The following is a 17,748-nucleotide window of genomic DNA, read 5'->3' as shown; positions in this document are numbered from 1 at the left end:
CCCATAGGTTCTAAACCACGGGAGCGGCGGCCTTCTCGGAGGCCCTGATTCCGTGTTGTACTTACCTACCTATCCGTCGGACCGGCAGACGCCGGCCCCCCGAGGCGCCGAGAGGAGGCGATTGAAGTGATCAGCATTCAGACCAGTTCTGTCAGCACTGCCAAAGTGACCGATCCCTCGGTCGTCTCCACGTGCATGCTCGGCGCCTTCGACCTGGGCACCGGTCTGTCCGGCATTCGTGCCGCGCGTCCGGCGTCCTCCCCGTCTCTCGCGGGCCTGCCCGTGCGAGAGCGCAATGAGCGACCGACCAAGGCACTGGAAGCAGTAGCGGCACAGGCACAGGCCTATGCCTTCGCGGCGGCCGGTGCCGGATTCCGCAAGCAGACGCAGCACCACCTGATGTGGGCCTTCCGTGGGCCAGAACCCTGGAGTGATCCAGCCTGATCGCCGATCAGGCCGGCGCCTTCAGGGCCGCGGAACCCCACCCGGGATCCGCGGCCCTTCTGTTTTCCCCGAACGGGGACGGCAGAGCGAAGGGGCCTCGGGACAAGAAAGAACCCGGTACCAAGCCGACACCCGGCCCAACAGGGCCGGAACGACCAGACGAGGAAAACCAGCCGTGCAACTCGAAGCGCACGCCCCGTCCGTACCGCCTTCGGAAACGATCCCCCCGCCCGGCCTCACGGAGGACTCCACCTTGACCCCGCTCACTGCGCTCACCGCGCTCGACGACGCCATCGAGAACCTCGGCGTACCCGTCCCCTGCCGCTCCTACGACCCGGAGGTCTTCTTCGCCGAGTCGCCGGCCGACGTCGAGTACGCCAAGTCCCTCTGCCGCACCTGCCCGCTGATCGAGGCCTGCCTCGCCGGCGCCAAGGAGCGGCGTGAGCCCTGGGGCGTCTGGGGCGGCGAGCTGTTCGTCCAGGGTGTCGTCGTCGCCCGGAAGCGGCCGCGTGGCCGCCCGAGGAAGAACCCGGTCACGGCATGAACACCACCGGAACGATCGATCGCCCCCTCACGCACGACCCCAAGAAGCAGGCCCCGATGAAGCAGTCCGTCAGCGAGCCCACCGGCTCCGCGATTCCAGACTTCACCACCAGCGGTGCGGACAACGCCTCGCGCCAGAACAGGACCCGAGAGATGCAACTCATTCCAGAAGCCCTGGCTCGTGCGCATATGCACGAGCGACTGCATGAGGCCGAGCGGGAACGCCAGGCCGTGCGCCTGGCGATGGCCCGCCGGATGCAGCGCCGGGCCGAGCGCGCCTCGATGCGCGCCCGCCGTGCGCTCGCCATGGCCGTCATGCACTAGCTCCGACGTTCACCGTCGGCACGCGGTAGACCGACGCTCACCGTCGGCAGCCGGAAAGTCTCGCGGGGGCCGGTCCGAAGGGACCGGCCCCCGCGGTGCGTTGTCTGCGCCGAACGAGCCCGGCGGCGATATCGTCACAAGGGTGACGAGTCTTCCCGGGGACAGTGACAACAGCGGATCCGCACGGCGGCCGGACACCGCGCGGACCCAGCACCCCGTGTGTGCCCGATGCGGCACCCGGGCCGACGGTCCCCGGCTCACCTGGACCTGCTCCGTGGAGAACGGCGTCCGTCAGTACTTCTGCGACAACTGCGCCCGGGACAACATCAGGGCGATCGAGGGGCGGCTGGACTCGGCCTGGTGGTAGGGCGCTTCTTGTGGGGGCCTCCCCCCGCCCCCACCCCTCCCCCCCCACACAAACCCGAGCAGCCCAAGTCACGCCTCCGCGGCCTGCTCCTCCTCGGGCAGGAAGCCCGGCAGCCACTCCTCCAGCTCGTCCCGCAGGCGGACCGTCGCGCCGAGCTGGCACAGCACGCCGATCGTGCTCAGTGTCACCCGGTGTATGAGCAGGTACGCCGGGGGCAGGTTCAGCCGCTTGCCCAACTGGTAGGCGGGGGAGCGCGGGTCCGCGATCCGGGCCGCCTGGCTGCGCATCCAGCCTCGGGTGAAGGTGAACTCGTCGGCCTGGGCCGGTTCGATGATCGGGAGGAGATAGTCGAGCACCGCGTCGGGATCGAGTTCGATGGACTCCTTCACAAAGCCCTCTTCGCACAGGAGTTCATAGACCGATTGGGCGTCGCCCTCCAGCGTCATGCGCAGGGAGTCGCCGATGGGGGCGGGCAGGCCGCCCGGCAGCCGGTCGACGGTGCCGAAGTCCAGGACACCCAGCCGCCACTGCTCCTTTTGGGTGCTGTCGCCGGACCCCGGCAGCAGGCGGAAGTTGCCCGGGTGCGGATCGGCGTGCAGCAGGCCCGTGCGGGCCGGGCCCGAGAAGAGAAAGCGGGCCAGCAGCTGACCCGCGCGGTCCCGCTGTTCCTGGGTGCCGTCGGAGATCACCTCGGACAGCGGTATGCCCTCGACCCATTCCGTCACCAGGACCTGGTCGCACTGGTGGACCACAGCCGGGACCATCACGTCCGGGTCGCCCGCGAATTCCTCCGCGTGCGCTTGCTGGGCCTGGGCCTCCAGGCCGTAGTCCAGTTCCTCGGAGACCCGGTCGCGCAGCTCCGCGATGAGCGGCTTGATGTCCATGCCGGGGATCAGGGGGCCGAGGAGACGGGCGAAGCGGCTGAGCTGGCTCAGGTCGGAGAGCAGGGCGTCGCCCGCGCCCGGGTACTGCACCTTGACCGCGACCTCGCGCCCGTCGTGCCACACCGCGCGGTGCACCTGGCCGATCGAGGCCGCTGCCGCGGGCTTGTCCTCGAACTCCAGGAACAGCTCGTGCCAGTCGTCGCCGAGGCGCTCCTTCAGCACACCGTGCACGGTGCGCGTGGGCATCGGCGGGGCCGCTTCCTGAAGTTTGGTCAGGGCGGCGCGGTAGGGTCCGGCGACCTCCTCGGGGAGCGCCGACTCGAAGACGGACAGGGCCTGCCCGAACTTCATCGCGCCGCCCTTCAGCTCGCCGAGCACCTTGAACAGCTGCTCGGCGGTGCGCTGTTGGAGTTCCCGGCCGACGAGCTCCGCGGATTCGCCCACGATCCGTTTGCCGAGTCCCCAGGTCGCCCGGCCGGCGAAGCCGAGCGGGAGCGCGGCGAGCTTGGCGGTCCGGGTGACCGCCTTCCGGGGAAGATCAGACATGCGCCCTCCAAGTCCCAGACAGCCGTGCCGCGTGTGCCTTGCGGGACAGATTTCTCGGCGGCCGTTGCTCCGCCATTGTCTCGTGCGGCTCCGCGTCCTTTGAGGTGCGTTCCCCTTTACCTCTCTCCGCCGCGCCGCACGGGCATGCGGGGTGGGGCCAGACAGGTCGCGCATGCCAGTCGAGTCCGGGCACGGAGGCTTCCCAGCGGGCACTCGCGCTGGAGGGCATGTGGCCGTCCAGGAAGGCAAGCGCATGGCAGGCGGCGATGCCTGCGACGGCGATGGCCAGCGCGAGATCGCACGGCTGGACCTGCGGGGCGCGTCCGGAGCGCCATTGCGCGACCAGGCGCGGCCAGGTCTCGTCCCGGTCGGTGCGGCCCTGGTGGAGGCAGCCCGCGCAGCTCGTCTCGCCCGGGAGGACGAAGGGGCCGACGACTCCTGTGCCCTCGACGACGCCGGCGTACAGATGAGGCGTCCCCGAGGTGATGAGCGGTTCGGCGGTGAACGGGTCGGGCGCGTGGATGTCGACGCCGTCGCGCGGGGTGATGATCACGAGGGAGTGGGCCGGGGCCGGTTCGTCGTGGGGGGAGCGCCGCGAGGGCTTCTGCCGGCGCGGTGGCCGGCCGGGGGCGGCGCCGCGTACCGCGCGGCGGGCCGCGTCCTCCCGTCGCTCGCCGACGGAGTCGGCCGGCAGTCCGCCCGGTGCCACGTCCCACGGCTCGACGTGGCCGGTGTCGCGGACGTCGACCTCGCCGACGCCCGCGCCTGCGAGCAGTGCGGCGAGGACGGCTCCGACGCGGCCCGCGCCTCGCACCTGGATCCGCAGACAGCGACGCGCGGCCAGGCGCCGGGCGGCTTCACCCGGTGCGCGGGTGGTCAGTGACAGGGAGGCCAGATCGGGACGGAGGCGGTCGAGGACTCCCGTCCTGGCGCGCAGGTCCTGCGCCCGGGGGCCGCCACCGGTGGCGTCGTCGAGCAGTCCCGCGGTGCTGAGGTTGTCGACGAGTGCGTCGACATGGCCCTCGGGCAGGCCCGCGCGCTGGGCCTCCTCGCGCAGCAGCGGCAGCCCGCGGGTGCCGTCGAGCAGGTCGAGAAAGCTGCCTGTCTGGGTGTCCATGGGGCCGAGGACCATGGCGTGCGCGGGTGCCATCCCGAACTGCACGGTGTTCAGATCGCGCCAGCCGCGCCGCAGCGCGGGCTTCACCAGCGGATGCATGAGCAGCCCCCTTTGTAGTGATGTGTCAGCGTTGGGTGGTGGATGTTGCGGTCTGTCGATGGGGGACAGCATGCCTGGGGAGGGCGGGGGCGTGCGGAAAGTTGTCCACAGGCGGGTGGATTGGTCGTACAAGTCAAGCGCGCGGGTCGCGGATCGGCAGGGATCCGTACCGGGGGCGGGACTTCCCCGGTGCTGAGCAGGTAACGTCGGGGCGTGTCCGCCGACCCACTGCACCGCGCCGGAACGCCACAGCGCAGCACGACCAGCCTGCCGCCGAGCGGCTCGGGGGCGAGCGCGATCGAGGTACGCAGGAGCGCGCGCCGCCGCCGGACGGTGTCCGCGTACCGCGAGGGAGATCGCACCGTCGTGCTCATCCCTGCCCGTATGTCCGAGGCGGAGGAGCAGCGCTGGGTGACGGTCATGCTCGCCAAGCTGGCGGCCCAGGAGAGCAAGCGGGTGATCGGCGACACCGAGCTGGCGTCGCGCGCCGAGCGGCTTTCCGAGCAGTACTTCGGCGGGCGGGCGCGACCGACCTCGGTGCGCTGGGTCACCAACCAGAACACACGCTGGGGCTCGTGCACACCGGCCGAGGGCAGCATCCGTCTGTCGCACCGGTTGCAGGGCATGCCCGAGTACGTCGTCGACTATGTGCTGCTGCACGAGCTCGCACATCTGCTCGTGCCGGGTCACGGGCCGCGCTTCTGGCGGCTGCTGGAGGCGTATCCGCGCACGGAGCGTGCCCGCGGTTACCTCGAGGGAGTGGTCGCCGCCGACCGGCTGCCGCACCAGCCCGCCCCCGCCGAGGAGTAGTCGGCAATCTGGCGGACGCCGCTCGGAGGGTGCCCGGTGCCGTCGGGGAAGCGGTTGTGTACCGGGTCTGTACCGGCCGCGTCCGTTCCGGGCGTTTCCGGTTAGCCTGACGCGACGCACTCACATTCGGGATGGGGGACGGTCGTTACGCATGGCCAGGGAATTCCAACGCGGCCACAAGGCCAGGATCAGTGACCTCACCGCGGGCACGGATCTGTATGTAGGTGTGCAGATCACCGGACCCGGACTGAGCTTCGACATCAGCTGCTTCGGTCTGGACGCAGACGAACGGCTCTCGGACGACCGGTACTTCGTCTTCTTCAACCAGCCGAAGACGCCGGAGGAGTCCATTCAGCTCCTCGGTGCCCAGGCGGGCGACACGGAGTCCTTCCGGGTGACGCTGGACAGGATCCCGTCGCAGATCCAGAAGTTGTCGTTCACGGCGACGATCGACGGCGCCGGGCAGATGTCGCAGGTCGCTCCCGGATACCTGCGGATCGTCGCCGGTGGCGAGGAGGTCGCCCGGTACTCCTTCAACGGCTCGGAGTTCTCCACCGAACGCGCCGTCATGCTGGGCGACTTCTATCTGAAGGACGTCTGGCGGTTCGCCGCGGTCGGCCAGGGCTTCGACGGCGGCCTCGATGCGCTGCTGAAGAACTTCGGCGGCGAGGCCCTCGAGGAGGAGACCCCGGCGCCGCCGCAGCAGCCGCAGTCCGGTGCCGCCCCGGGGTTCGCCCCGCCCGCCCAGGCCGCCGCGCCTCCCGCGTTCGCCGCACCGTCCGCGCCCGTTCCGCCCCCCGCACCGGCGCCGCAGCAGCCGCAGTCCGCACCGCAGGGCTTTGTGCCGCCGCCGACGCCCGCGCCGCCGGCCCCCGCTCCGGCGCCCTCCGTGCATACCGCGCCGACCATCATCGCGCCCCTGACCACACCCCCCGGTGGGGCGGTGCCGCCGCCGGGTCCCGCACCCTACGCCCAGCCGCTGGGGCAGCCCGGCCCGCCGCCCGGCTACGGCGGTCAGCCGTCCGCGCCGCTGCCGCCCGGCTACGGCCAGCAGGCCCCGTCCGCGCCCCCCGGCTACGGTCAGCAGCCGCCGTACGGACAGGTTCCGGGACAGCACCCCGGTGCGCCGGCGACACCCTCCGCGTACGGAGTTCCCCAGCAGGCCCCGCAGGTCCCGCAGGCCGCCGGGGTGGCCGGCGCGTTGCAGGCCTTCAAGGAGACGCCGACCGGGCAGCGGTGGACCCAGCAGAACAAGAAGCTGGTCCGCGTCGACCTCGGTATCGGCGGTCAGCCCGTGCTGGCGCGGCAGGGCAGCATGGTGCTGTACCAGGGCAAGGTCGACTTCGGCTACAAGGGCGCGGGCTTCGCCGGGCGGATCGTGGGCAACGCGACCGGCCAGGAGATGCAGCTCATGCGCTGCACGGGACACGGCCAGGTGTTCCTCGCGGAGAACGCCACCCATCTGCACCCGATCGAGCTCCAGGGCGACGCGATCTGCGTCTCCGCGGAGAACGTCCTCGCCTTCGACGAGTCCCTCCAGTACGAGGTCCGCCGTATCGAAGGGCACGGCATCCCCGGTGGAGCCCTGTTCACGATGCAGTTCCAGGGCACGGGCACGATCGTGGTGAAGACGCACGGGGCTCCCGTGGTGCTGCCCGTCACCCCGACGACGTTCGCCGACTGCAACGCCGTCGTCGCCTGGTCGGCCGCCGCCCAGGTGGTCGTCTCCAGCCAGGTGCGGATGCGCCGCAACGCGTACCCCGGCGACACCGGGGAGAGCGTCAACCTCCAGTTCCGGGCGGCGCCCGGCAGCTTCGTCGTCGTCCAGCCCTACGAGGTCTGAGGGAGCCCGTCATGAACCAGCCGCTCGCGGGCTTCGCTCCCGCACCCGTCGGCGCCCGCATGGAGAACCACGGCAGCCACATGCTGAAGGTCGCCATGCAGACCGGAAACGACCTCCTCGCGCGCGTGGGGTCGATGATCGCCTACGAAGGGTTCATCCAGTACGAGCCCAACCCGCCCGCGGTACGTCAGATCGCCCGGGACTGGATCACCGGCGAGGGCGCGCCCCTGATGAAGTGCTCCGGCGACGGACTGCTCTACCTCGCCGACTACGGGGCGAACGTCGTCGTCATCAACCTGGCCGGAGAGGCGATCTCCGTCAACGCCACCAATCTGCTCGCCTTCGACGCGAATCTGCAGTGGGGTGTCGAACGCGTCAAGGGGCTCGCCAAGTTCGCCGGGCAGGGCCTGTGGAACACCAAGATCTCCGGTCAGGGCTGGGTCGCGCTGACCTCCCGGGGCGAACCGATCGTCGTCGACTGCGGCGGCGGCGAGGACGAGACCTATGTCGACCCCGACGCCCTCGTGGCCTGGTCGCCGAACCTGAAGGTGAAGGGCAAGCGCAGCTTCAAGGCGCAGTCGCTGATCGGGCGCGGCAGTGGAGAGGCGTACCAGATGGCGTTCTCCGGGCAGGGCATCGTCGTCGTCCAGCCCAGCGAGGACAGCACCGACCGCCTCCGGTTCCGGGGCTGAGGGGGAAGTCGCACATCATGCAGAGCACGCTTTTCGGCTACAACGAGCAGCAGACCCAGGAGCGCTACAGCCTGCAGAACTCGCAGATGCTGCGCGTCCTGCTGGCGGGCCACGACGACGTCCTGGCCCGCAAGGGCACGATGGTCGCCTACCAGGGGCTCGTCGAGTTCGACGCCGAGTACCAGAGCGGCGGCCAGCACCGTGCCCGGGCGTACACGGGGGAGGGCCTGGACCTGATGCGCTGTCACGGGCAGGGCACGGTCTACCTCGCCAACCTCGCCCAGCATGCGCACATCATGGACGTCGAGCAGGACGGGCTGACCGTCGACAGCAGTTACGTCCTGGCGATGGACTCCTCGCTGCACCACGAGGTCATCGCCGTGGACAGCCAGTACGGCATCTCCGGCTCGGGCAAGTACCAGCTCAACATCACCGGCCGTGGCAAGGTCGCGCTGATGACGTCGGGTGCCCCCCTGCTGATGCAGGTCACGCCGGACAAGTACGTCAACTGCGACGCCGACGCGATCGTCGCCTGGTCGACCGGCCTGCGGGTGCAGATGCAGGCCCAGACGCACTCCTCGGGAGTGTGGCGCCGGCGCGGCAACACCGGTGAGGGCTGGGAGCTCAGCTTCATGGGCAGCGGCTTCGCGCTCGTCCAGCCCAGCGAACTGCTGCCGCCGCAGAACGCGGTGATCGGGCAGGGGCTGCGCGCCCAGTACGGCATGGGCCAGCAGGGGGCGCGCGGCCAGAACCAGGGCAACGTCTGGAGCTGACCGTGGAGGACGGGGCGGGGGCGACCGCAGACGTGGGTCGCCCCATCCGTCCCCGGGCTCAGACGCCGAGCCTCCGCCTGGTCGCTTCCATGAGCAGTACGACCGATTTGTCCGCCACGTCCGCCACCTCGCCGTAGGGGAACCAGCGCAGGTCCAGCGATTCGTCGCTGATCGCCTCGAGAGCCCCTGCCGGTGCGAGCGCCGCGTACTGCACATCAAGATGCCAGGCACACGGCGTGTGATGGCGATCCAGGCGCACCGGGCCGCCGGGCAGCAGGGTCAGCCCCTCGATGCCGGACTCCTCGGTCGCCTCCCGCAGCGCCGCGGAGGCGAGGTCCGGGTCCTCCGGCTCGCAGTGACCGCCCATCTGCAGCCATATCCGCAGCTTCCCGTGGAGCGTCAGCAGCACGCGGCCGCCTTCGGGGTCGATCACCATGGCGCTCGCCGTGATGTGGCCGTCCTCGCAGGCCTTCCACATGCCGTCCGGGTGCGTCCGAAGATGCTCCAGGTAGATGCCGCGCAGTTCCTCCTGGTCCTCGTACCCCTTCAGGACGAGGACCGCGTCGTCGTGGAGGCTCACTCGGCGTCGTCGTCCTTGGCCCCGCCGTCCTCGGCGTCGTCCTTCTTCGTCAGGTCGGGCTTCCCGGCAGAGCCGCCCGCGGCCTCACCGAGCATCTTGTCCAGCTCGGAGAAGTCCAGCTGCTCCCGGTGCACGAAGCCGTCGGGGTCGTCCAGGTCGGAGGCGGTCGGCAGCATGTCCGGGTGGGCCCACAGGCCGTCCCGGCCGTCGACGCCGCGCGCGTCCGTGAGCGACGCCCACAGCCGGGAGGCGTCCCGCAGCCGACGCGGGCGCAGCTCCAGTCCGATCAGCGTCGCGAACGTCTGCTCGGCCGGGCCGCCCGTGGCGCGGCGGCGGCGCAGGGTCTCGCGCAGCGCGTCCGCGGACGACAGGCGGGGCTTCGCCGCCGCGTGCACCACCGCGTCCACCCAGCCCTCGACGAGCGCGAGCGCCGTCTCCAGACGGGCCAGGGCCACCTTCTGCTCCGGGGTGTCCTCCGGCTGGAACATGCCCTGCTGGAGTGCCTGCTGCAGCTCTTCGGGGTTCTGCGGGTCGAACTGGCCGACCACGTCCTCCAGCTTGGCCGTGTCCACCTTGATGCCGCGCGCGTAACCCTCGACCGCCCCGAACAGATGGGAGCGCAGCCACGGCACGTGCGCGAACAGGCGCTGGTGTGCGGCCTCGCGCAGGGCCAGATACAGCCGCACCTCGTCCTTGGGGATGCCCAGGTCCTTGCCGAACGCCTCGATGTTCAGCGGCAGCAGCGCGGCCTTGCCGGCCGGCCCGAGCGGCAGGCCGATGTCGGTCGAGCCGACGACCTCGCCCGCGAGCACGCCGACGGCCTGCCCGATCTGCGTACCGAACATGGCGCCGCCCATGGAGCGCATCATGCCGATCAGCGGGCCCGCCATGGCCTGCATCTCCTCCGGCAGGACGTCGCCCATGGCCGCGCCGACGCGCTCGGCGACCGGGTCGACGAGGTCCTTCCAGACCGGAAGGGTCGCCTCCACCCACTCCGCCCGGCTCCAGGCCACGGCGGAGGCGGCGCCGGACGGCAGCGAGGTCGCGTCGTCGAGCCACAGGTCGGCCAGGCGGACGGCATCCTCCACGGAGGAGCGCTCGCCGGGGCTCACACTCGCGTCCTTCGTGCCGTCCTGGGTGCCCTGGGAGACCGTCTGGCGGGCGATCTGCTTGGCCATGTCCCAGTTCACCGGGCCGCCCTCGTAGGAGAGCATCTGCCCGAGCTGCTGGAAGGCGGCTCCCAGGTCGGTGGGGTTCAGGGATCCGAACATCGCGGCGAGCGGGTTGTCGGCGCCGGCACCACCGGCTCCGGGCGACCCGAATCCGAACGGGTTGGCCGGACCCTGACCACCACCGCTCTCCTGGTCCTTCTTCTTGCCCTCGTCGCCGTTCTCCGGCTCCTCCGGCGGAAGGCCGAATCCGAATGGGGTGTCACTCACGGGATTCCTCGGCTGGTAAGGCCACCGGTTCCTTCCGGCGGCTGGCTGCCCGACAACACCACCCAGCGTAGACACCCGGGCCCGATCGGGCCTGGGTGCTTCGCCGACACCTGGCCTGCGGCAGGATGGATGCCAACTGGTTTGCACGCGTGCTTCGCGTTCGTACTGAAGACAACCGCTGGAGACGCCCGGTGAGTTCCCCAGATCCGCAGGTTCGCGCAGCGCGAAACCATTCGACCCGCACGTCGCCCGGCGACCGCCCGCATGCGGCACCGCAGCGTACCGGCGAGTCCTCCGGGGTCCGCGGCCCCGTCGTCGCCGTCACCGGCGCGGCGTCCGGCGTGGGCGCGCTGCTCACCGAGCAGCTCGCCGCCTCGGACGAGATCAAGCAGGTCGTGGCCATCGACGAGCGGCGCGGGGAGTGCGCGGCCGCCCAGTGGCACATCCTGGACGTGAGGGACCCGGCGATCGCGGAGAAGCTGCGGGGCGCCGACGTGGTGGTGCACCTGGCCCTCGACCTCGATCTGGAGACGGACACCGCGGCGCGCACGGCGTACAACGTCCGGGGGACGCAGACCGTGCTGACGGCCGCCGCTGCGGCCGGGGTGCACCGGGTCGTGCTCTGCACGTCCGCGATGGTGTACGGGGCGCTGCCGGAGAACGAGCTGCCGCTCGCCGAGGACGCCGAGCTGCGGGCGACCGCGGAGGCGACCGGCGTCGGGGACCTGCTGGAGATCGAGCGGCTCGCCCGCCGGGCGCCGCGGGCCCATCCCGGGCTCAACGTCACCGTCGTCCGGCCAGCCGTCCTGGTCGGGGGCACCGACACCGCGCTGACCAGGTACTTCGAGTCACCCCGGCTGCTGGTGGTGGCGGGATCGAGGCCCGCCTGGCAGTTCTGCCACGTCGAGGACCTGTGCAGCGCCCTCGAGTACGCCGTCCTGGAGAAGGTGGAGGGGGAACTGGCCGTCGGATGCGACGGATGGCTGGAGCAGGAGGAGGTCGAGGAGCTCAGCGGGATCCGGCGGATGGAGCTGCCGTCCGCGGTCGCCCTGGGTGCGGCGGCGCGGCTTCACCGGATCGGCCTCACGCCCTCACCCGCGGGGGACCTGGCGTACACGATGTACCCCTGGGTGGTGAGCGGGAGCCGGCTGCACGACGCGGGGTGGCGTCCGCAGTGGACGAACGAGGAGGTCCTCGCGGAGCTGCTGGAGGAGGTGTCCGGGCGGCACACCGTGGCGGGCCGGCGGCTCGGACGCAAGGACGCGACGGCGGCGGGGGCCGCGGGTGCGACGGTCGCGCTGCTCGGCGCGGCCGCGGTGGTGCGGCGGGCACGGAAGGCGCGGCGCCGCGCCTGAGGCCCGCGGGTACGCCGGGGCGGGCTCCGGCGGTGCGACCCGGTGGGCCCTTCGCCGCCCCCTTCCCGGTGGCCGCGCCCCTCGCACGTCGGGGTCCCTCCCGCGGACGTCCGTAGGAGGCTTCGAAGGCCACGCGCGTGTGCCGGGTGAACCGACCGTTCCTCACCGTCCCCGGTGTACGGCACGATGGGGGCATGGCTTCCCACAGCGATCACCCCGGTGAGCAGGCGGCGCACGACCCCATCAAGCTGCTCGCCGTCCGCGACGCCCCGCTCTCCCTCGACGAGGTCTTCAGGGCGGTCGGGGACGACGCGGCCGGAGGGACCGCGCTGTTCGTCGGGACCGTGCGCAACCACGACGGCGGGGCCGACGTGGACAAGCTGGCGTATTCGTCCCATCCCGGCGCCGAGGCCGAGCTGCGGCGGGTCGCCGAGAAGGTCGTCGCAGAGTTTCCCGTACGGGCGCTCGCGGCCGTGCACCGCGTGGGGGATCTGAGCGTCGGAGACCTGGCCGTCGTCGTGGCCGTGGCCTGCCCCCACCGCGGCGAGGCCTTCGACGCCTGCCGCAAGCTGATCGACGACCTCAAGCACGAGGTGCCCATCTGGAAGCACCAGACGTTCTCCGACGGCACCGAGGAGTGGGTCGGCGCCTGCTGACCCCGACGGCCGACTCCCATGGCTCCAGTCGGACCACGGCGGTACCACCCATCGGGTCGTGGACCCCGCACCCGGATTCCGGTTGCGTAACCGTACCCCTGGCGTGAGCGTTGACATGGCAGACGATTAATCTGCTGATCAGTCAGTTGCGGTCGCTCATGGGGATGGGAGGTCGGCATGGCGGCGCTCGCCTGGTTGCTGATTCCGCTTTTGGCCGCTGTCGGTGCCGGAGTGTGGGGTACCTGGGCCAGTCGCAACGGGAAAGTGTCGGGCGACGGATCCGAACTCGCCGGATACGCACGATTCCGCGAGGCCATGGAGAAGTCCCACTCGGGCGGCTGACGGCCCCCGGGCCGCCCGGACGGACGGCCCCGACGGTGCGCTTACCGCACCGTCCCGTACTGTCGTTCCATGCCACGCCGCACCGCGACGATGCTCGCGTCGACCCTGATGCTGATCGCGCTCCTGTGCGCGGGGGTGTTCATCAAAGTGCCGTACTCGGAGATGTCCCCGGGTCCGACGGTGAACACGCTCGACGAGCACGACGGCGAGCCGGTGCTGCAGATCTCCGGGCGCAAGACCTATCCGACGACCGGGCACCTGAACATGACCACGGTCCGGGTCACCAGCGCCGACTACAACATGAACCTGGTCGAGGCCGTCTACGGATGGCTCGCGCACGACAGCAAGGTCGTCCCGCACGACACGCTCTACCCGGACGGGAAGACCGAGGAGCAGTCCACCCAGGAGAACGCCGAGGAGTTCAGCCAGTCCCAGGAGAGCGCGAAGGTCGCCGCCCTGAAGGAGCTCGACGTCCCCGTGAAGTCCTGGGTGATCGTCGCCACGGTGCTCAAGGGATCGCCCGCCGAGGGCAGGCTGCACGCAGGGGACGTGATCAAGGCCGTCGACGGGTCGGCAGTGAAGGCGCCCGACGACGTGGCCGAGCTGGTCACCAAGCACAAGCCCGGCGAGAACGTGGTCTTCACGATCGTCCCCGCGAAGGCACAGGCCGCCGCCGAGAAGGCGCACACCACGGCCACCAAGACGCAGGATGTGACGATCACCACGGCGAAGTCCCACGACAGCGGCCAGCAGCGGGCCATCGTGGGGATCTCCGCCGGGACCGATCACACGTTCCCGTTCACCATCGACATCAAGCTCGCCGACGTCGGCGGACCGAGCGCCGGTCTGATGTTCGCGCTCGGGATCTACGACAAGCTCACCCCGGGCAGCCTCACCGGCGGCAAGTTCGTGGCCGGCACCGGAACCATCGACGACGCCGGCAAGGTCGGTCCGATCGGCGGCATCGGGATGAAGACCGTCGGCGCGCGCAGCATGGGCGCCCAGTACTTCCTGACGCCCAAGGACAACTGCGCGGCCGCGGCCAAGGACACCCCCGGCGGGCTCACGCTCGTCAAGGTCGACACCATCGATGACGCGCTGAACGCCCTCAAGGACATCCGCACCGGCGACACCGCCGCCCTGCCGAAGTGCTCGGTTAAGGGCTGACACCTTCCGCCGACGCCGTGACGAGGGGGCGCCCCGGGGCATCGGGGCGCCCCCTCGTCACGTCCGGGCGGCGCTCACTCCTCGAACGTCGCCGACAACGCATCCGCCAGACCCGGCACCAGGTCAGGACCCGTCAGCACCTCCGTCGGGGAGTCCTTCTCGCGCAGCCGCAGCGCCGACTCCCGCGTGCCGTCCCGCAGGACGGCCACCGTCATCCGCACCTCCTGACGGTCCGGGTGCCCGGCCACCCACTTCGCCAGTTCCCTCTCGCCCAGGCCGTCGGGGACCGCGTTCTCGGCGGACGGCGGCAGCATCAGCCGCTCCACGGTGAGCGCGCAGCCGGCCACCGCGTCGGGCCAGGCGATGGTGCCGAGGAACTCGTCCAGGGGGCGGTCGGCGGGAATCTCGTCCTGCTCGACCGGGGTGAGACCGGTGTTCCCGGACTCCTCCTCCAGACCGAGCTGGGCCGCGAGCAGGGGTTCCTGGGCCCGCAGCCGCGTGGTGTCGACGAGGGCGAAGAGGCGAGCGGGCTGGTCCCAGCCGAGGCCGGAGGCGTACTCGTCGATCTCGAGCACGGCCCGGGTGAGGGGGTTCGCTGCCATGGGAGTGTTGGACATGGTCACAATCCTGCCTCGTTCTCCCCCGGATCCGGGAACCGAGTAAAGCGCCAGTAAGTTGCATAGGTGGGGCTCCGCCGTCGTGGAGCCCCGACCATGGTCCGCGTTCACGGGGGCCTGCGGAATCAACAGCTAACTTCGAGGTGCGCACCTTGGCTTTCCAGATGCCGGACCGCGGCGGAGGCCCCACAGGGCCGCGGATCAGAGTGGGCCGCCCGTCCCGGCGAGCCCGGACCCTGCTCATGACACTGGGGGTCCTCGCCGTCCTCGGCATGGCGTTCGTCATGTTCGCCGGCTTCTGGACGCAGTGGCTCTGGTACCGGTCGGTGAACTACTCGTCCGTGTTCACGACCACGCTGTGGACCAAGATCGGGCTCTTCTTCGTCTTCGGTCTGCTGATGGCGGCCGCGGTCGGCTTCAACATCTGGCTCGCGCACCGGCTGCGTCCGCCGCTGAGCGCCATGTCCATGGAGCAGCAGAGCCTCGACCGCTACCGCATGGGGATCGCGCCCTACAAGAAGTGGCTGCTGCTCGGGATCACCGCCCTGGTGGGTCTGATCGCGGGCGCGTCCGCCTCCAGCCAGTGGCGGACCTGGCTGATGTGGGTCAACGGCGTGCCCTTCCACCAGAAGGACCCCCAGTTCCACCTGGACGTGGCCTTCTACGCCTTCGACCTGCCCTGGTACCGCTTCCTGCTCGGATTCGGCTTCGCCGCCACCGTGCTGTCGCTGATCGCCGCCGCGCTCACGCACTACCTGTACGGCGGTCTGCGGATCACATCACCCGGAGCGCGTGCCACGGCCACCGCGACCGGTCATCTCTCGGTGCTGCTGGGCGTCTTCGTCGCCCTGAAGGCGGTCGCCTACTGGCTCGACCGCTACGGCCTCGCCGTGAAGTCCAGCGACTTCAAGGCGACCGGCAACTGGACGGGCCTGAGGTACGTCGACGCCAACGCCTATCTGCCGGCGAAGACCATCCTGTTCTGCATCGCCGTCATCTGCGCGCTGCTCTTCTTCGCCACCCTGTGGCGGCGCACCTGGCAGCTGCCCGTCATCGGCTTCGGCCTGATGGTGCTCTCCGCGATCCTGATCGGCGGTCTGTACCCGGCGATAGTCCAGAAGTTCCAGGTCCAGCCGAACGAGCAGGCCAAGGAAGCCCCGTACGTCGACAAGAACATCAAGGCGACGCGCGACGCCTACGGCATCGACAGCACCCAGGTCACCGAGTACGCGGGCGAGAGCGACACCAAGGACAAGAGCACGCTGCGCGACGACGTGGACACGGCGGCGAGCATCCGCCTGCTGGACCCGAACATCGTCTCCCCGACGTTCCAGCAGCTCCAGCAGATGAAGAACTACTACGCGTTCCCGACCAACCTCGACGTCGACCGTTACAACAAGGACGGCAAGGACCAGGACACGGTCATCGGTCTGCGCGAGCTGAACCTCCGGGGCATCCCGAAGCAGAACTGGATCAACGACCACTTCCGCTACACCCACGGCTTCGGCGTCGTCGCCGCCAAGGGCACCACCGCCGACTCCAACGGCCAGCCCGTCTTCACCGAGTCCGACCTGCCGTCCAGCGGCGACCTGCCCTCCTACGAGCAGCGGATCTACTACGGCGAGAAGACCTCCACGTACTCGATCGTCGGCGGTCCCCAGAAGGAGATCGACTACTCCGACGACAGCGGCGAGAAGACCACCAGTTACCGGGCCAAGAGCGGGGTCAGCCTCTCCAGCCCGATCAACCGGGCCGCCTACGCCGTCGCGTTCAGCGAGCCGCAGATCCTGTACTCGGGCGCCATCGGCGACGGCTCGCGCATCCTGTACAACCGCACGCCCAAGGAGCGCGTCGAGGCGGTCGCGCCCTGGCTGACCATCGACGGCGACGCCTACCCGGCGGTCGTCGACGGCCGCATCCAGTGGATCGTCGACGCGTACACCACGACGAACGGCTATCCGTACGCCTCCCGTACGACCCTCGGCGACACGACGGCGGACTCGCTGACCGCGGGCAACACCCAGCGCGCGGTGGTGGCCCAGCAGAACCAGGTCAACTACATCCGCAACTCGGTGAAGGCGACCGTCGACGCGTACACCGGCGAGGTCAAGCTCTACCAGTGGGACACCGAGGACCCGGTCCTGAAGACCTGGATGAAGGCGTTCCCGGGCACCGTGAAGCCGAGGGCCGACATCTCGTCGTCGCTCATGTCCCATCTGCGGTACCCGCAGGACCTGTTCAAGGTCCAGCGCGAGCTGCTCACCCGTTACCACGTCAAGGACGCCCAGACCTTCCTCAGCGGCAGCGAGGTCTGGCAGGTGCCCGACGACCCGACCAACAAGTCGGGCAACGCGGTGCCGCCGTACTACCTGAGCATGAAGATGCCCGACCAGCAGTCGCAGGCGTTCTCCCTGACGACGACCTTCACCCCCAACGGCCGGGACAACCTGAGTGCCTTCATGGCGGTCGACTCCGAGGCGGGCACGAGCGACTACGGCAAGATCAGAGTCCTCAAACTGCCGACGAGCAAGACCGTCGGCGGCCCGAAACAGGTGCAGAGCCAGTTCAACTCCAACTCGCAGCAGAACATCGCCGAGTTCGTCCGGCTCATCAGAGGCGGCGACTCCGAGATCGAGTACGGAAACCTGCTCACCGTTCCGCTCGACGGAGGCCTGCTCTACGTGGAGCCGGTCTACGTACGCGGCGGCGAACTGAAGTACCCGCTGCTGCGCAAGGTGTTGGTGACCTACGGCGGCAGCACCGCCTTCGAGGACACGCTCGACCAGGCCCTCAACAAGGTCTTCGGCCCGGAGAGTTCGGCTCCCACACCGCCCGAGACCGGCACCACCACCCCACCGCCGTCCGGTGATCCGACCGTGCAACAGGCGCTGGGCGACGCCCAGAAGGCCTTCGACGCGGGGCAGGAGGCCCTCAAGAAGGGTGACTGGAAGGCGTACGGCGATGCCCAGAAGGACCTCCAGGACGCGCTGAAGCGGGCTGAGAAGGCGCAGTCCAAGGCCGGCGGGACCGGCGGCGGCAAACCGTCCGCCGGTTCGAGCCCCTCGCCGAGCAGTTCGCCGAGCGGCAGTCCGAGCGCCTCCGGCGGAGGGTGAAACAGGAGCCCCTCCCGCGCCGTGATACGGTTGCCGA

Annotated in this window: 17 protein-coding genes; 12 read left to right on the top strand and 5 right to left on the bottom strand. The window is 70.3% G+C overall.

Going from position 1 to position 17,748, the window contains the following annotated elements; genetic code table 11:
* Window positions 1-126 precede the first annotated feature (126 nt).
* The 4 genes from RCR19_RS13295 (at window position 127) to RCR19_RS13280 (ending at window position 1,678) form a co-directional block, all read left to right on the top strand.
* Window positions 127-444 carry a hypothetical protein gene (locus RCR19_RS13295; RefSeq protein ID WP_331265339.1) on the top strand — a complete coding sequence of 106 codons (318 nt, stop codon included), beginning with the start codon at window positions 127-129 and terminating at the stop codon, window positions 442-444.
* A 175-nt stretch (window positions 445-619) separates the two neighbouring features.
* On the top strand, window positions 620-988 hold the full coding sequence (locus RCR19_RS13290) for a WhiB family transcriptional regulator (RefSeq protein ID WP_019072119.1): 369 nt from the start codon (window positions 620-622) through the stop codon (window positions 986-988).
* Window positions 985-1,311 (top strand): hypothetical protein, encoded by a 327-nt coding sequence (locus RCR19_RS13285; protein ID WP_059128320.1) that lies wholly within the window; start codon window positions 985-987, stop codon window positions 1,309-1,311. Before RCR19_RS13290 ends, RCR19_RS13285 begins: the two co-directional genes overlap by 4 nt.
* 142 nt (window positions 1,312-1,453) lie before the next feature.
* Window positions 1,454-1,678: a hypothetical protein gene (locus tag RCR19_RS13280; protein ID WP_331265338.1), complete on the top strand. Its 225-nt coding sequence runs from the start codon at window positions 1,454-1,456 to the stop codon at window positions 1,676-1,678.
* A gap of 68 nt (window positions 1,679-1,746) precedes the next feature.
* Here the strand turns inward: RCR19_RS13280 and RCR19_RS13275 are convergent, their stop codons facing one another.
* Window positions 1,747-3,108 carry an AarF/ABC1/UbiB kinase family protein gene (locus tag RCR19_RS13275; protein WP_331265337.1) on the bottom strand — a complete coding sequence of 454 codons (1,362 nt, stop codon included), beginning with the start codon at window positions 3,106-3,108 and terminating at the stop codon, window positions 1,747-1,749.
* Window positions 3,101-4,324, bottom strand: a complete 1,224-nt coding sequence (locus RCR19_RS13270) for a TOMM precursor leader peptide-binding protein (protein ID WP_331265336.1) — start codon at window positions 4,322-4,324, stop codon at window positions 3,101-3,103. The genes RCR19_RS13275 and RCR19_RS13270 overlap by 8 nt, the downstream gene beginning before the upstream one ends.
* Before the next feature lie 213 nt (window positions 4,325-4,537).
* Here RCR19_RS13270 and RCR19_RS13265 point away from each other — a divergent pair, with 213 nt between their 5' ends.
* From RCR19_RS13265 to RCR19_RS13250, 4 genes are all read left to right on the top strand, one after another.
* Window positions 4,538-5,134, top strand: a complete 597-nt coding sequence (locus RCR19_RS13265; protein WP_220292637.1) for a M48 family metallopeptidase — start codon at window positions 4,538-4,540, stop codon at window positions 5,132-5,134.
* Between the two features lie 151 nt (window positions 5,135-5,285).
* Entirely contained in the window at window positions 5,286-6,977 is a 1,692-nt protein-coding gene (locus RCR19_RS13260; RefSeq protein ID WP_331265335.1) for a TerD family protein, read from the top strand.
* 11 nt (window positions 6,978-6,988) lie between these two features.
* The gene (locus RCR19_RS13255; protein WP_331265334.1) at window positions 6,989-7,669 is read left to right on the top strand and encodes an AIM24 family protein; all 681 of its coding nucleotides are present in this window, start codon (window positions 6,989-6,991) and stop codon (window positions 7,667-7,669) included.
* 17 nt (window positions 7,670-7,686) lie between these two features.
* A complete protein-coding gene (locus RCR19_RS13250) occupies window positions 7,687-8,442 on the top strand; it encodes an AIM24 family protein (protein ID WP_331265333.1) in 756 nt (251 codons plus the stop codon).
* Window positions 8,443-8,500: 58 nt separating this feature from the next.
* Here RCR19_RS13250 and RCR19_RS13245 read toward each other — a convergent pair whose 3' ends face one another.
* Together RCR19_RS13245 and RCR19_RS13240 are read right to left on the bottom strand one after the other, a co-directional pair.
* Window positions 8,501-9,022 (bottom strand): NUDIX hydrolase, encoded by a 522-nt coding sequence (locus RCR19_RS13245; protein WP_331265332.1) that lies wholly within the window; start codon window positions 9,020-9,022, stop codon window positions 8,501-8,503.
* Window positions 9,019-10,461: a zinc-dependent metalloprotease gene (locus tag RCR19_RS13240; protein ID WP_331265331.1), complete on the bottom strand. Its 1,443-nt coding sequence runs from the start codon at window positions 10,459-10,461 to the stop codon at window positions 9,019-9,021. The genes RCR19_RS13245 and RCR19_RS13240 overlap by 4 nt, the downstream gene beginning before the upstream one ends.
* A 191-nt stretch (window positions 10,462-10,652) precedes the next feature.
* Here RCR19_RS13240 and RCR19_RS13235 point away from each other — a divergent pair, with 191 nt between their 5' ends.
* From RCR19_RS13235 to RCR19_RS13225, 3 genes are all read left to right on the top strand, one after another.
* Window positions 10,653-11,816: an SDR family oxidoreductase gene (locus RCR19_RS13235; RefSeq protein WP_115976221.1), complete on the top strand. Its 1,164-nt coding sequence runs from the start codon at window positions 10,653-10,655 to the stop codon at window positions 11,814-11,816.
* 194 nt (window positions 11,817-12,010) lie between these two features.
* A complete protein-coding gene (locus RCR19_RS13230; protein ID WP_331265330.1) occupies window positions 12,011-12,472 on the top strand; it encodes a molybdenum cofactor biosynthesis protein MoaE in 462 nt (153 codons plus the stop codon).
* A gap of 411 nt (window positions 12,473-12,883) precedes the next feature.
* On the top strand, window positions 12,884-13,981 hold the full coding sequence (locus RCR19_RS13225; protein ID WP_331265329.1) for a PDZ domain-containing protein: 1,098 nt from the start codon (window positions 12,884-12,886) through the stop codon (window positions 13,979-13,981).
* A gap of 74 nt (window positions 13,982-14,055) precedes the next feature.
* On the opposite strand, the gene RCR19_RS13220 is transcribed toward RCR19_RS13225, so the two are convergent.
* Entirely contained in the window at window positions 14,056-14,598 is a 543-nt protein-coding gene (locus RCR19_RS13220) for a PPA1309 family protein (protein WP_331265328.1), read from the bottom strand.
* A gap of 164 nt (window positions 14,599-14,762) precedes the next feature.
* Here RCR19_RS13220 and RCR19_RS13215 point away from each other — a divergent pair, with 164 nt between their 5' ends.
* A complete protein-coding gene (locus RCR19_RS13215; protein WP_331269422.1) occupies window positions 14,763-17,711 on the top strand; it encodes a UPF0182 family protein in 2,949 nt (982 codons plus the stop codon).
* Window positions 17,712-17,748 lie beyond the last annotated feature (37 nt).

The sequence above is a fragment of the Streptomyces sp. WAC07094 genome (genome assembly GCF_036320405.1).
GTDB classification, from domain to species: Bacteria; Actinomycetota; Actinomycetes; order Streptomycetales; family Streptomycetaceae; genus Streptomyces; species Streptomyces lannensis.
The sequence above is the reverse complement of the archived record's forward strand: the minus strand, read 5'-3'. Positions and strand labels throughout refer to the sequence as shown.

Excerpts from the sequence above, each read along its gene's own strand:
- RCR19_RS13285 (WP_059128320.1), top strand. The coding sequence starts at position 985 with ATGAACACCACCGGAACGATCGATCGCCCCCTCACGCACGACCCCAAG.
- RCR19_RS13275 (WP_331265337.1), bottom strand. The coding sequence starts at position 3,108 with ATGTCTGATCTTCCCCGGAAGGCGGTCACCCGGACCGCCAAGCTCGCC.
- RCR19_RS13270 (WP_331265336.1), bottom strand. The coding sequence starts at position 4,324 with ATGCATCCGCTGGTGAAGCCCGCGCTGCGGCGCGGCTGGCGCGATCTG.
- RCR19_RS13260 (WP_331265335.1), top strand. The coding sequence starts at position 5,286 with ATGGCCAGGGAATTCCAACGCGGCCACAAGGCCAGGATCAGTGACCTC.
- RCR19_RS13255 (WP_331265334.1), top strand. The coding sequence starts at position 6,989 with ATGAACCAGCCGCTCGCGGGCTTCGCTCCCGCACCCGTCGGCGCCCGC.
- RCR19_RS13250 (WP_331265333.1), top strand. The coding sequence starts at position 7,687 with ATGCAGAGCACGCTTTTCGGCTACAACGAGCAGCAGACCCAGGAGCGC.
- RCR19_RS13230 (WP_331265330.1), top strand. The coding sequence starts at position 12,011 with ATGGCTTCCCACAGCGATCACCCCGGTGAGCAGGCGGCGCACGACCCC.
- RCR19_RS13225 (WP_331265329.1), top strand. The coding sequence starts at position 12,884 with ATGCCACGCCGCACCGCGACGATGCTCGCGTCGACCCTGATGCTGATC.
- RCR19_RS13220 (WP_331265328.1), bottom strand. The coding sequence starts at position 14,598 with ATGTCCAACACTCCCATGGCAGCGAACCCCCTCACCCGGGCCGTGCTC.
- RCR19_RS13215 (WP_331269422.1), top strand. The coding sequence starts at position 14,763 with ATGCCGGACCGCGGCGGAGGCCCCACAGGGCCGCGGATCAGAGTGGGC.